We start from the raw sequence: 12572 nt of genomic DNA, 5'->3' as shown, positions 1-12572 counted from the left end.
GAGTGATGAAGTGGACCAGCGAACCTACAACCAGTACTGCGCGACCGCGCGCACCCTCGACCTCGTAGGTGAGCGCTGGACCCTGCTGCTGATCCGCGAATTGCTGACCGGCCCCAAACGATTCGGCGACCTGCAAACGAGCCTGCGCGGACTCGGCACCGGCCTACTCGCCACCCGCCTGAAACATCTGGAACACGAAGGTCTCGCACAGAAGATTACGCTCCCGCCACCCGCCCGAACCCCCGCATACGCCCTCACTCCAGCAGGTGAGGAATTGGGCCCCGCGATCCTCGCGCTGGCCCGGTGGGGCCTGAAATGGGCAATGGGCGAACCTCGCGAGACCGAAACGTTCCACCCAGGCTGGGCAGTGCTCGGCCTACGGGCATGCTTCGATCCCGAGGCCGCCACCGGACTGCGTGCGGTCTATGAATTCCATATAGACGACGAGGTCTTCCACACCCGCATCGACGACGCGACCATCGAGGCACTACATGGGCCGGCCCAACACCCCGATGTGACGATCACGATCGGCACCGAGGCATTCCTGCGTTTGACTGGCCAAGACCTCACCCTCGCCGAGGCGATCGAGACCGGTGCCGCATCGGTCTCCGGCGACGGCGAGGCCCTGCGCCGCCTGAAGGGCTTGTTCCGGCTACCACTGCCACACGACCGGAAAACGGACCGGCCATCGTCGTAACCGCCGTGCACGAGTTATCGGCTCGCGGCGGCGCGAGATGGGCGTGGGTCGCCACGGCTATCGATGACACCAGCGCGACATGGTCGACACCAGCCTGCCGAGCGGCGTCGATGATGTCGGCACCGGGCCCCCCGTCGCTGGCAGAGCCCAGCACCCGAAGATGAATCGGTAAGAGTCGCCGATGAATTTGTCTCTGCCCGGCCGTCGTACCCATCGACAGAGCTGCGACGCGGCACGCCGAGCATCCAGGCCGACCCGTCGCAACCAACAACTGGAAGAAGCGGAATCACCATGCAGTACACGCTGATCTACTCCTACAACCCCGCCGAAGTCGAACAAGCCGACGCCGAGGTCCAGGAATGGATCGCCTTCGACGGCGATGTCCGCGAAGCCGGAATCTTCGTGCACGAAGCGGGCCTCCACCCCGGCCACGACGCACGAACCGTCATGGTCCGCGACGACAAGGTCGCAGTCGACAAGGGCGTCACCGGCGATGTGGTCGCAGGTTTCTACATACTCGACGTACCCAACATCGACACCGCCATCAAATGGGCCCAACGCATCCCCACCGCCCAATACGGCCATATCGAACTCCGCCAGGTCGTCGAGCCCTAAAGCGGTACCCCGACGAGAGGTACATGACGCAGGTGACACGCCGCAAAGCCTCGCCTCATGTACCTCTCGTCGAACGGCGCCGTGGGGGCGGGGGGGAATGCGTGGGGGTCGGGGTGTTGTGGGTGTGGCGACGGGTGCGTGCGAGATATTGCCGTTGCGATCAGCTCGGGCGGACTCGGGAGATCGTTCGGACCGCATCGAGAACGGATCGCCCCGCCTCCACGTCACCGACAGCGATCCTGGCACTGCCGTCGGGGTATGCCTTGGCGCCGATTCCTGCTCTGCGCAAAGCCGTCGCGATGCCGGGGCCGGGGAGGTAGAGGAAGTTGGCGTAGCTGTAGGGGGGCTCTATGCCCGTGCGCCGCAGGGCCTCCCGTAGCGATTCGCGTTCCTCGGTGATCCTGGCGACGCGCACCGCTAGTTCGGGTTCGGCGGTGTATGACGCGGAGACTGCGGTGACCGCGAATGTCGGCGTTCCGAAGGGGAGTTGCAGGCGGCGGATGCGGCTGATCAGGTCGGTGTTGCCGAAGACATAGCCGATGCGCAGGCCTGCCAGGCCATATGCCTTGGAAAAGGTGCGCAGGATAAGGAGATTCGGGTAGTGGGCGAGGAGGGTATCGGTATCCATCCGGTCGCCGGCAGGGAGGAATTCGACATACGCCTCATCGAGTATGACCGGCACCCGGGTAGGGATCGCGCGGAGGAACCAGCGCAGGTCGCGCTTCGAAACGAGAGTTCCGGTGGGGTTGTGCGGGCGACACAGCACCACCAGCCTCGTCCGGCTGCTGACGGCGCGTGCCATCGCGCGTAGGTCCTGGTCACCGGCGGCGTCGAGCGGGACGCCGACGACATCGACCCCGGTCATCCCGGCCATGATCGGGTACCCGTCGAAGGTCGGCATGCCCAGCACCATTTCCGCGCCCGGCCCGGCCAGCGTGTGCATGATCTGCATGGCCACTCCGGTGGCGCCGGCGCCGACGACCACCTGGTCCGGGCGCACGCCGAGTTGGCCGGCGATCACTTTGGGCAGACGCGCAGGCAGGAATTCGGGATACCTGTTCGCCTGACTCAGTTCCTGCTGTATCGCTTCACGCACCGAAGGCAACGGCGGGAAAGGATTCTCGCTCAAACTCAGGTCGAACCGGATCGATGGTGCCGCGAGATGGAAACGGCGCGACGATCGGCTCCGGTCGGCCACCTGAATGCTCATCGCCGCGCACCCCAGCGCACCGCGGCCGCAGCGGCGAAGTCACCGGCGTGGGCGAACGCCGACATGAGCACGACCGAACCATTACGCAACCGACCTGCCCGGTTCTCCACATCCAGAGTCACCGGAATCCCTGCGGCGAATAGATTTCCGCAACTGTCGAACGTGTCCGGATGACGCTCGGCGGGCAGCTCCAACGCATCATGCCAATTGCGCAGGAACAGTCGGTTCGGCTGATTGGTGACGAACGTATCGATATCGCGCCCCTTCACCCCGATCCGATCGCATACCGCCAGCGCCACCTCCGGAACCAGCCGATTTCCGCGCGCGAAGACCTTGGTGATCTTCGATTCGGTGAAGCTCACGCATCCCTGGCCCTCGCCCGGCTCCCAGTACTTGCGGTCGCCGTTGGTGGAAAAGTCCATATCACCAGCGAATTCGGGGTACGTACGGCATTCGATGTCGAGGATCGGTGCGCTGTCGTCGCGTACCAGCAGGCCGACACCGCAACCGTCACCGGGTACGGGCGCCTGGGCGAGTTTGCGGATATCGGGCTGTGTGAACACCGGGCCCGCGCAATTCTGGGTCGCGGCGATGAGCGCGGTTCTGGCGTCGGTGGTGCGCATGATGGTCTGGGCCAACGCCATCATGTGCACGAACGCCGCGCAGCCGCCGTTGTGCAGGTCGAAGACCCAGCTGGGCCTGGCATCGAGCCTGCGCGCCACCTCCGGGCCGCAACCCATGACCGGATTGTCGGGCAACTGGGTATGGGTGAGGAGGATGTCGATATTCGACAGGAAGTCGGCGCCGTGCCGTGCGATCAACGGCGCCACCGCGCGCTCGACCATATCGACAGCTGTCTCGTCACGGCCGACGTGATGGCGCGTCTTCGGCGATCGGAACATGACGTTCTTGGCCATCCGATCCGACCGGGAGAACTGGGTGAAGTACTCCGTCCCGATCGGTTCGCCGGGCAGATAGCTCGCCACATCGATCAAGCTGACCGTCGGCTGGCGTGGTGCGTCAGGGTCTGTCATCAACTCATCCATTCCGGCTTGATCGGCAGTCCATGTGTGGCGCGGTATTCGCAGATCGCCTTGAGATTGTCCATCTCCAATTGGTGTCCGGCGGAGAACATTTCCCAGAAATCGCCGACCCACACCGGACGTTTCGGCGGTGCGGTTTCCGGATAGCGGTTCTCGTCGTAGAAGGGGTGCCGGCAATTCACCCACAGCACAACCGAACCCGGCTTGTCGAACACCACCTGCGCGTCCACGACGCGCATCAGATACACCATCCACAGGTGAAACCCCTGGTCCCAGGCACAGTGGTAGTCGACGGTCATGGCATCCGGGTTTGCGACGGTGCGGGTGTAGATCTTGGTCGTATCGCCGAGCCGGTCATGTGCCAGCCATAGTCCTGGCTCGTCGGTCTCGGCGAAACCGCGAAGGCTGTAGGTCCATTCCTCCAACGACCTGGTATCGGCCAGATATTCGTAGACCTCCTGCGGTGGTGCGGCGATATAGGCCTGAACCGGGCAGAAATCGCCGTAGATCTGGTCGTGCGGATACACCGACCGCAGCATGTCCATGATGATCGGTGTGGTGGCCTCCTTATCGGAGTTCTCGATGCGCAGCAAGCCGGGGATCGCTTGGTCCGTCACGTCGCTGAGGGCGGGCAGAGCGCTTGTTGTCACGGTGAACTCCTGAGAAATGGCAGGAACGGGGGGATTTCGTCGGGGTCGCAGTCGATCGAGAGGAACGACGGGCCCGGACCGCCTAGGCATTCGGTGAGTGCCGCGGGTAGCTCGGCCAAGGTGTGTACCGAGCAGACGCGTAGCTGCGGGAACATCGCGGCGACGCCGTCACCCAGCCGGGCGGGCTGGAATCTGTTGAAGCTGTATCGATCCCGGTACAGCAGTTGTTCGCGCGTCACGCACATGGCGTGGGCATTGTTGTTGAACACGATGAAGGTGATCGGTAGTGCGTGCTCGATGGCGGTGTGCAACTCCATGCCGTGCATGAAGAACGAGCCGTCGCCCGCGATCACCACGGTGCGGTGACCGTCCGGTGCGCGCGCGAAGGCGGAACCGATGCCCGCGCCGAACGCATAACCCATCCCGCCCATACCGAGCGCGACCACGAAACGGCCATCGCGCGGCACCCGCAATTGATGCACCACGGCCGCGCCGGTATTGCCGGCGTCGGCGAACACGTCGGCGCCGTCGGGCAGCGCCGCCTGGATCGCCGCGACGATGTGGCGGTAGCGCAGACCCGGACCATGCGATTCGGGTACCGCCATCGGCGTGAGGGTGCGAGCGGGGGCGGTGCGGGTGACACGAGTGGTGCGTACCGCGGTGGCGACCGAGGATGCCGGGTCGGGTGGCGCGGCGGGGGCGATGATCGACTCGGCCAGCTCGCCGTCGGCGTGCCCGTCGTGGCCGCCGCGCAGCCGCTCCAGGATGGTGCGCAATGCGACAGCGACATCGGTGCAGGTCGCGTGGACCGCGGGCAGATGCGGCATCGCCAGTCCGATGCTGGCGATCGTGGTCCGCGCCAGCAGATCGTCGAGCCCGGTACGCGCGGTCACCGGCATCGGGGTGCCGACCAGCAGGCACAGCGCGGCGGCTTCCAGGGCTTGGGCGAGTTCGCGGTGGCCCATGGTTCCCGCGACGCCGCAGAACGCGGGTTCGGAGTTGTCGTAGGTGTCCTTGGCGTCGGGCGCCACACCGACCTGCGCGCCCAGTTCGGCCACCAGCTCGGCGAGTGCGGTGCGGGCGTCGTCACGAGCCACCTGATCGCCCGCGATGACCACCACCGACCCGAGGTTGTGTGCCGTTTCCAGCGCGGTCATCACGCGCTCCAGTTCGTCGTCGTCGAGCCAGGTGGCGCGCGGGTCGGGACGGAATGCCGGGATATCGCCCATGTCGGCCTGCTGGACATCCTTCGGAAGCAGCAATACCGACGGCCCCCCGCGGCGAGCCGCGCGCAGCGCCCGTGCCAGCCGTTCGGGCAGTTCGGCCGGCGCGGCGACCCGTGCGCAGTAGCGGCTGATCGAACTGAACAGCCGGACCGCGTCGATCGCACCCGCTTGACCGCTCGAGTCCTGGAAGGCGCCGTGCCCTTCCAGCGCGGTCGGCGGCTGACCGATCAGCGCAAGCACCGGAACCCGCGAGGCATACGATTCGGCAAGTCCGGCAACGAGATTCATCGCACCGCCACCGGAGGTCGCGGCGACGACGCCGAGCCCGCTGGTCGAGCGGGCACAGCCGTCGGCCATGGTGGCGGCGGAGAACTCATGTTTGGCCACCACGCCGGTCACTGCGCCGCCCGCGTCGAAGACGGCGTCGTAGAGGTCTTCGATATTGGCGCCGTCGACGCCGAAGATATGTCGCACGCCGAGGTCCGGCATGGTGCGCACCAGATAGTCCACAACTCTGTCGGGCATCGAACCTCCTTCCCGCACCGAGTCGGCAGCGCCGTGCACCGCCCATGAGGAGATACGGGACCGGTGCTGCCGGGGTTCACCCTGATCGGGGGCGCTTTCCGTCCTACTATTGCGTGTACGTATACATCTACGTATAGTCATGGCCATGCCCAACAAGACGATCTACGTTGCCGACGACGACCTACCCCTGTTCCAGCGGGCGCAGGAGCTTGTCGGCGGCAATCTGTCGGGGGCCGTTGTCACTGCGCTGCGCCGGTTCATCGAACTGGAGGAGGGCAGGCAAGAAGGGTTCGAGGACGTCGTGCTCCGGGTCGGTCACAACGGTGTCCGGCAGGTCCGGTTCGAGGGTGCGCTGCTCGGCGAATGGCGCGATGTCAACGACACTCGCACCGAACACGTTCGGGTCTTCCGCAGCCGCAAGGGCAAGTTCGTCCTGCATGCCCAGTACTCCAACTGGGACGATCTCCCGGATATCACCGTGAACGGCTGGAAAGACTGGAAGAGCTGGCGGCGCATGCTCGGCGTCGGCGATCAGGATTGGGGTGACTTCATTCTGGTAATCGTTGATTCTCTCGCCGAACTGAAAGGCGAGATTCCGGACAAGCTCTATGAGCGGGTCGCGGACATCGCGGACCGCCCGCCCATCGAAGAGCTGGACATCTGAGGCGCGGGCCGATTGCTCGAAGCCGGCGTCATGGCGTGCTCGGCAACCCGCCGATCGCCTAACTGAACATCCACATCCGACAACACCGCCCCTCGGGGAGCGGTGCGGGGTATTCATGCTGTCATTCGCATTGTTTTATGAGAAATTCGTGGAAGGAAAGGCCATGTCCACAGGTGGACGCGCATCGGCTATCTGGGTCTCGGGGCTCCGAAAAGCCTACGGCGACAAGGTGGTACTCGATGCCATCGATCTGAACGTGCCCGAAGGCACGATCTTCTCCCTACTGGGCCCCAACGGTGCGGGCAAGACGACCACTGTGCAGATCCTCACCACCTTGATCAGCGCCGACGGCGGCGAGATCCAGGTCGGCGGACACGATCTGGCCACCGACCGCGACGCGGTCCGCAGCGCCATCGGCGTGACCGGCCAGTTCTCGGCGGTCGACGAGCTGCTCACCGGCCGGGAAAACCTGGTGCTGATGGCCGATCTGAACCATCTGCCCCGGCGAGCCGGGCGTAACCTGGCCGCGGAACTGCTCGAACGCTTCGACCTCACCGAGGCCGCCGACAAACCGGCGTCCACCTACTCCGGCGGCATGACCAGGCGCCTCGACCTGGCGATGACGCTGGTCGGCGATCCGCGCATCATCTTCCTCGACGAACCGACCACCGGGCTCGACCCGCGCAGCAGGCGGTCGATGTGGGAGATCATTCGCGAATTGGTCGACGACTACAGCGTCACCGTCTTCCTCACCACCCAGTATCTGGAGGAAGCCGATCAGCTCGCCGACCGCATCGCCGTGCTCGACCACGGCCGCATCGTCGCCGAAGGCACCGCGCCCGAGTTGAAGCGGCTCGTCCCCGGTGGACATATCCGCTTGCAGTTCGCCGATCGCGCAGATCTGGACGCGGCGACCACGGCCTTCGGTTCGGTGGCCCGTCCGGTCGATGACGATCTCACCCTCGCCGTACCCGGTGACGGCGGTATCGGTTCGGTGCGCGCGGTCCTCGACCGGCTCGATGAATTCCACATCCCTGCCGAAGGCTTGTCGGTCCACACACCCAACCTGGACGACGTCTTCCTCACCCTGACCGGATCCTCCGTCGCGGACAAGGAGCCCGTGCGATGACCACCGCAACCTGGCAGGCCCAGCCCAGTAGAACCGCAAACACAGTCGCGGACTCGCTGACCATGCTGCGCCGCAATCTGCTGCACGTACGACGCTATCCGAGCATGACTTTCAGCATTCTGATCATGCCGATCGTGCTCATGCTGATCTTCAATTACGTCTTCGGCGGAGCACTCGAAGCCGGCCTCGAACCGGGCGCGAAATACATCGACTACCTGGCACCGGGCATGTTGCTGCTGCTCCCGGCGTATCTGACCGTGTCGGTGGCGGTGTCACTTGCCACCGATGCGACCAAGGGCATCGTCAACCGGTTCCGGGTGATGGCGATCTCGCAGTCGGCCATGCTGACCGGGCATGTCGTCGGCACGCTGATCCAGGGGGCACTCGCGCTGGCGGGCATGCTCGGGGTGGCCATGCTGATGGGGTTCCGCCCCGACGCGACCCCGGTCGAGTGGCTGGCGGTGATCGGGTTGCTGCTGTTCGTGGTGTTCGCCTTCACCTGGCTGGCCGTCGCGTTCGGTCTCGCCGCGCCGAATCCGGAGAGCGCGAGCAATATGCCCTTCCCGATCGTGATGCTGCCGTTCCTCGGTAGCGGCCTGGTCCCCACCGACACCATGCCGACCGTGCTGCGCTGGTTCGCCGAGTACCAGCCGTTCACGCCGATCACCGAAACCATCCGCGGACTGCTGATGGGCACCGAGATCGGCGCCAACGGGATCATCGCGCTCGCCTGGTGTGTCGGTATCGCGGGTCTCGGATACCTGTGGGCCATGGCGTTGTTCAAGCGGCAGACCCGCTGATTCGTCCCCTTCGATCCCCTGCTTCGGTAGGGGATCGTCGGCGTGTGGGGGCAGGCGGCGAGGAGCGCGGGCAGGGCTGTCGGCAACGGCCGGGGTTCGCGGGGTCGGGCAGCTTTGGCGGGTCGGCGGCCTGTCCCTCCGCCCGCGACCTCAGTTGCGCTCGACCTCGATCGGATGGGTCGCCAACAGCGACAGTGGCAGCGGCTGCCTGCGCAGCACATGCCCCCACAGGTCGGTGCGGCGCGTGGTGATGGGATCGCTGGGCAGGGCCGAGAGCACGATCCAGTCGTCCTGCTCGAGTTCGCCCTCGAGCTGGCCGAAGGTCCAGCCCGCGTAACCGGCGAAGACGCGGACCCCCTCCACCAGCGGGGCGATCACCGCGGGGTCGCTGTCGAGGTCGATCAACACCACCCGGCCGTCGATGCGGCGCAGGCCCGCGACGCCGTCGATCGAAGCGCCGACCCGCAGTGTGCCGAGACACAGTGCGGCATCGCGTTTGACCGGGCCGCCGACGAACAGGGTGCGCGGCGCCGCGGCGACCTCGGCCCACTGCGGCAGCACATCGTGGACGGCGGTATCGCTCGGCCGATTGATAACCACGCCGAGACTGCCCGCATCATTGTGTTCGATGATGTAGATGACGGTGCGGCGGAAGGTGGGCTCCACGAGTTCGGTCGAGGACACCAGCAGGGTGCCCGCGCGGATTATCTGTTCGCCGCGGTGCGAGCTTCGCCGGCCGTGCTCTTCGCCACCGCCGCGACCGCCGCGAGTTTTCCGATCATCCGGGTCTTCTGCGCGTGCCACTCCGTCATCATCGCAGTAATCGCGCCGTCGCGCCGCTTGTCTTCGCGTTCCGTGTCGCGCGGAACGCCCGATCAGGGCGTGACAAGATCAACAGCCACGTTGACCAGGCGGTGCGGAGTCGTAGAGTCTGCGGCATGCAACCGCCCGAGGTCATCCTCGACAACAGCGACGCCGTGTACGACTACTACCGCTCCCACCAGCAGCGGCGGTTCCAGGCGCGCGCGGCATACGCGCTGCTCGGGCGGCGTTTCCGGCCGCGCATCAGCTACGCCGCCGGTGCGAGGGCGCGGATCGCGGAACTGGTTCGCGCTCGCAAACCACTGCTCATCGCGATCAACCACCTGTCCCAACTCGACCCGTACACCGTCGCCGCCGCCGCCTGGCGCAGCGAACTGCGCCCGCGCATCGGCCGGGTGCGGGTACTGGCCAAAGACGAGTTGTTCCTCGAACGCGATCAGCGCCGCAAGATCGACATGATGGGCGGCATCCCGGTCTTCCGCGGCCGCGACCACGGCCTGCGTGCGGTGAACGCGGCAGGTCAGCGCATGATGGACATCTGCGCTGATCGCCTGCACGACGGTGACGGCCTAGCGGTGTTCCCCGAGGGCACGTGCAACGACGTCGACCCGACCCAGGTGCAGCCGATCGGCAGCGGTATCGGCCACATAGCCTTCCGCACCATGAAGCTCGGCACCGAACCCGCACTGCTCAGCATCGGCCTCAGCTACGGGCCGCGCGCCGATCCGGCGGCGGAGCCGACGAAGGAAGAAGCCAAGTCGGCCAGCTTCTACTTCGGGGTCCCGATCACCGAACTGCCTGCCCGACCCGCCGAGATCGCGCGGTTGGTGCGGACGGATCTGCAGCAGGCGTTGGACGGGGCGGTCGCCGCGTACTGAGTGCTACTGCGGAAGACCGAGCCGTCCGCGAGCCCAGTGCGGCACCATCGGCAGGTACTCGGGTCGGGTTTCGACGAAGTGGCGCACCATCGGGCACATCGGGAGGGCGCCGAGGTGGTCGGCGCGGGTCTGGTTCAGCGCGGACTCGACCAGGACGCGACCGTAGCCCTGCCCCTCGTGCTGGGGATAGATCTCGGTATGCACGAAGGCCCGTTCGGCATTGGTGTCCTGGTACTCCGCGTACCCGGCGATCGCGCCGTCGACGTAGATCTCGAAGCGTTCCAGTGCGGTGTTGTTACGGACCTCTGTCGACATGGCTTGAAGCTACTCCACCCACGGGCCGGGAACACATCGCAACGTGTCGGCCGGGGTATCGGCGGGCGTGCACCTCGCCGCCCGAGCCGTCGTGCTCGGAAGCGATCCGGATGGGCCACACCGACACGGGATTCGGCTTCGACCCTGCGCGCCCGGTCACCGAGCACTGCGCTACGCCAGCGCCCGAATCGTGGCGGCGGCCGAGCCGAACGTGGTGATGGCGTGCACGCCGGCTGCTGCTCGACCAGGAGTGGAGAATGCTCGGCATGGAGTCGATGCCGGCGGTCGTGCTCGCCCCGGACAAGTTCAAGGGGTCGCTGACCGCTGCCGAGGTGGCATCTGCGCTGGCCAAGGGGATTGCCGAGGTGCGTCCGGACGCGCGGGTGATGCGGGTTCCGGTGGCCGATGGTGGTGACGGGACCGTCGACGCGTTCGTGGCGGCCGGGTGGACGCGGGTCTCGCTGCGGGCGCCCGGGCCGACCGGTGAACTCTTGGAGACGTCGTACGCGGTGCAGGGTGATACCGCGGTCATCGAGCTCGCGGCCGTGGCCGGCCTGTCGAAACTCCCCGGCGGTCGCCCGGACCCGCTGAACGCCAGTACCTTCGGGCTCGGCGTCCTGATCTCCCACGCGCTCGACGCCGGCGCCACACGAATCGTCCTCGGCCTCGGCGGCAGCGCGTCGACCGACGGCGGAGCGGGCATGCTGACGGCGCTCGGTGCGCGGGTAATTGGCCCCGATGGGAGCGAATTGCCCAGGGGCGGCGCGGCTTTGCTGGATGCGAAGCGCGTGGACCCGAGAGGGTTGCATCCTGGTCTTGCGGCTGCGCACTTCATCGTGGCCAGCGATGTGGACAATCCACTGCTCGGCCCTTCGGGTGCGGTCACGGTGTATGCCCCACAGAAGGGCGCAAGTCGCCACGACATGGCGATCCTCGAAGCAGCACTGCACAATTGGGCTCTGCTCACCGGTCGCGAGTTCGCCGCGCGCCCCGGCGCGGGTGCGGCCGGCGGAACCGGCTTCGGTGCCATGGCCCTCCTGGGCGCCGAGATGCGCAGTGGAATCGAGGTCGTGCTCGAACTCCTCGACTTCGCCACCGTGCTCGAATCCGCGACGTTGGCCATCACCGGCGAGGGCTGCTTGGACCAGCAGACCATGCATGGCAAAGCGCCGATGGGCGTCAGCGCCGCCGCGCGAGCTGCGGGTGTCCCGGTTGTCGCCGTCGCAGGACGCTCCGAACTCACCGCTGAACAGCTCGCCGCAGCGGGATTCGCGGCTACCTATACCCTCGCTGAGCTGCAACCCGATCCAGCCCGCTCGATCGGCGACGCCGCCGCGCTGCTCGAACAGATCGGAGCCCGGATTGCCGCCGAACAACTCGACGGCCGAGACCGGGGCTAGTCACGGTTCTCGGCTGATCCGGACATCACGTCGATCAGGCCTTGGCCGGCCACAGGCACAGCACGTGGAAGACGACAGCGAGCAGCGGCCAGGTGAACAGCGGTAACCGACGCGAACCCCCTGGGTTCGATCGTGGTCGAGCCGTTCTCGACCGGCCTGGGTTTCGATGCCTCAACTGGCCGCCGACATCAGGTTTGTGAACAGCACACCCCGATGCCGATCACCCCACTCTTCCAAGGGCCGTAGCGCTACCGCGAGTTCGGCGCCCAATGGGGTGAGCGAGTATTCGACGCGGGGTGGGATCTCCGGGTACACCTCGCGGTGCACGACGCCGGAGGTTTCGAGGTGGCGCAGGTTCTCGGTGAGCACCTTCTCGCTGACGCCCTCGAGCAGGCGGCGGATCTCGCCGAAGCGGCGGGGCCCCTCGCTGAGCACCCACATCAGGTGCAGCCGCCATTTACCGCCGACGACGTCGATCGCCACGGTCATACCGCAGACATCGTGATCCGTGTCACTGCCGGTCGTCATTGGATTCTCCTGACCTCGATACGGACCTCGACGTAAGCAACCGTACCCGCACGTGCGTTCTTGTGGCTCC

Annotated in this window: 14 protein-coding genes; 7 read left to right on the top strand and 7 right to left on the bottom strand. The window is 66.3% G+C overall.

The window, feature by feature from the left end; all coding sequences use genetic code 11:
• Positions 1-10 precede the first annotated feature (10 nt).
• Both ACFXNW_RS00610 and ACFXNW_RS00605 read left to right on the top strand, forming a co-directional pair.
• Positions 11-697, top strand: coding sequence for a winged helix-turn-helix transcriptional regulator (locus ACFXNW_RS00610; RefSeq protein WP_379414828.1), 687 nt, complete (start codon positions 11-13; stop codon positions 695-697).
• Positions 698-988: 291 nt separating this feature from the next.
• Positions 989-1312 (top strand): YciI family protein, encoded by a 324-nt coding sequence (locus ACFXNW_RS00605; RefSeq protein ID WP_379414827.1) that lies wholly within the window; start codon positions 989-991, stop codon positions 1310-1312.
• Between the two features lie 160 nt (positions 1313-1472).
• Here ACFXNW_RS00605 and ACFXNW_RS00600 read toward each other — a convergent pair whose 3' ends face one another.
• From ACFXNW_RS00600 to ACFXNW_RS00585, 4 genes are read right to left on the bottom strand one after another with little or no spacing between them, the layout of a single operon-like run.
• Positions 1473-2522 (bottom strand): pyridoxal phosphate-dependent aminotransferase, encoded by a 1050-nt coding sequence (locus ACFXNW_RS00600; protein WP_379414826.1) that lies wholly within the window; start codon positions 2520-2522, stop codon positions 1473-1475.
• A complete protein-coding gene (locus ACFXNW_RS00595; protein WP_379414824.1) occupies positions 2519-3556 on the bottom strand; it encodes a 3-oxoacyl-ACP synthase III family protein in 1038 nt (345 codons plus the stop codon). The genes ACFXNW_RS00600 and ACFXNW_RS00595 overlap by 4 nt, the downstream gene beginning before the upstream one ends.
• Complete coding sequence (locus ACFXNW_RS00590; protein ID WP_379414822.1) at positions 3556-4215, bottom strand: SRPBCC family protein; 660 nt, start codon at positions 4213-4215, stop codon at positions 3556-3558. Before ACFXNW_RS00590 ends, ACFXNW_RS00595 begins: the two co-directional genes overlap by 1 nt.
• Positions 4212-5966, bottom strand: a complete 1755-nt coding sequence (locus ACFXNW_RS00585) for a thiamine pyrophosphate-binding protein (RefSeq protein ID WP_379414821.1) — start codon at positions 5964-5966, stop codon at positions 4212-4214. Before ACFXNW_RS00585 ends, ACFXNW_RS00590 begins: the two co-directional genes overlap by 4 nt.
• Positions 5967-6111: 145 nt before the next feature.
• On the opposite strand from ACFXNW_RS00585, the gene ACFXNW_RS00580 reads away from it, so the two are divergent.
• From ACFXNW_RS00580 to ACFXNW_RS00570, 3 genes are all read left to right on the top strand, one after another.
• Entirely contained in the window at positions 6112-6630 is a 519-nt protein-coding gene (locus ACFXNW_RS00580; protein ID WP_379414819.1) for an EXLDI protein, read from the top strand.
• A 163-nt stretch (positions 6631-6793) separates the two neighbouring features.
• On the top strand, positions 6794-7759 hold the full coding sequence (locus ACFXNW_RS00575) for an ATP-binding cassette domain-containing protein (protein WP_379414818.1): 966 nt from the start codon (positions 6794-6796) through the stop codon (positions 7757-7759).
• Positions 7756-8559 carry an ABC transporter permease gene (locus ACFXNW_RS00570; protein ID WP_379414816.1) on the top strand — a complete coding sequence of 268 codons (804 nt, stop codon included), beginning with the start codon at positions 7756-7758 and terminating at the stop codon, positions 8557-8559. The genes ACFXNW_RS00575 and ACFXNW_RS00570 overlap by 4 nt, the downstream gene beginning before the upstream one ends.
• A 150-nt stretch (positions 8560-8709) precedes the next feature.
• Here the strand turns inward: ACFXNW_RS00570 and ACFXNW_RS00565 are convergent, their stop codons facing one another.
• The gene (locus ACFXNW_RS00565; protein ID WP_379414815.1) at positions 8710-9363 is read right to left on the bottom strand and encodes a YqgE/AlgH family protein; all 654 of its coding nucleotides are present in this window, start codon (positions 9361-9363) and stop codon (positions 8710-8712) included.
• 134 nt (positions 9364-9497) lie between these two features.
• Here ACFXNW_RS00565 and ACFXNW_RS00560 point away from each other — a divergent pair, with 134 nt between their 5' ends.
• The gene (locus tag ACFXNW_RS00560) at positions 9498-10259 is read left to right on the top strand and encodes a lysophospholipid acyltransferase family protein (protein ID WP_379414813.1); all 762 of its coding nucleotides are present in this window, start codon (positions 9498-9500) and stop codon (positions 10257-10259) included.
• Positions 10260-10262: 3 nt separating this feature from the next.
• Here the strand turns inward: ACFXNW_RS00560 and ACFXNW_RS00555 are convergent, their stop codons facing one another.
• The gene (locus ACFXNW_RS00555; RefSeq protein ID WP_379414812.1) at positions 10263-10574 is read right to left on the bottom strand and encodes a GNAT family N-acetyltransferase; all 312 of its coding nucleotides are present in this window, start codon (positions 10572-10574) and stop codon (positions 10263-10265) included.
• A gap of 275 nt (positions 10575-10849) precedes the next feature.
• On the opposite strand from ACFXNW_RS00555, the gene ACFXNW_RS00550 reads away from it, so the two are divergent.
• Positions 10850-11974: a glycerate kinase gene (locus ACFXNW_RS00550; RefSeq protein WP_379416227.1), complete on the top strand. Its 1125-nt coding sequence runs from the start codon at positions 10850-10852 to the stop codon at positions 11972-11974.
• A gap of 171 nt (positions 11975-12145) precedes the next feature.
• On the opposite strand, the gene ACFXNW_RS00545 is transcribed toward ACFXNW_RS00550, so the two are convergent.
• Positions 12146-12502 carry a winged helix-turn-helix transcriptional regulator gene (locus ACFXNW_RS00545; protein WP_379414810.1) on the bottom strand — a complete coding sequence of 119 codons (357 nt, stop codon included), beginning with the start codon at positions 12500-12502 and terminating at the stop codon, positions 12146-12148.
• Positions 12503-12572: the final 70 nt, after the last annotated feature.

Origin of the sequence: Nocardia sp. NPDC059180 (genome assembly GCF_042754945.1) — a bacterium.
GTDB lineage: Bacteria > Actinomycetota > Actinomycetes > Mycobacteriales > Mycobacteriaceae > Nocardia.
This window is presented reverse-complemented; position numbering and strand designations above follow the sequence as displayed.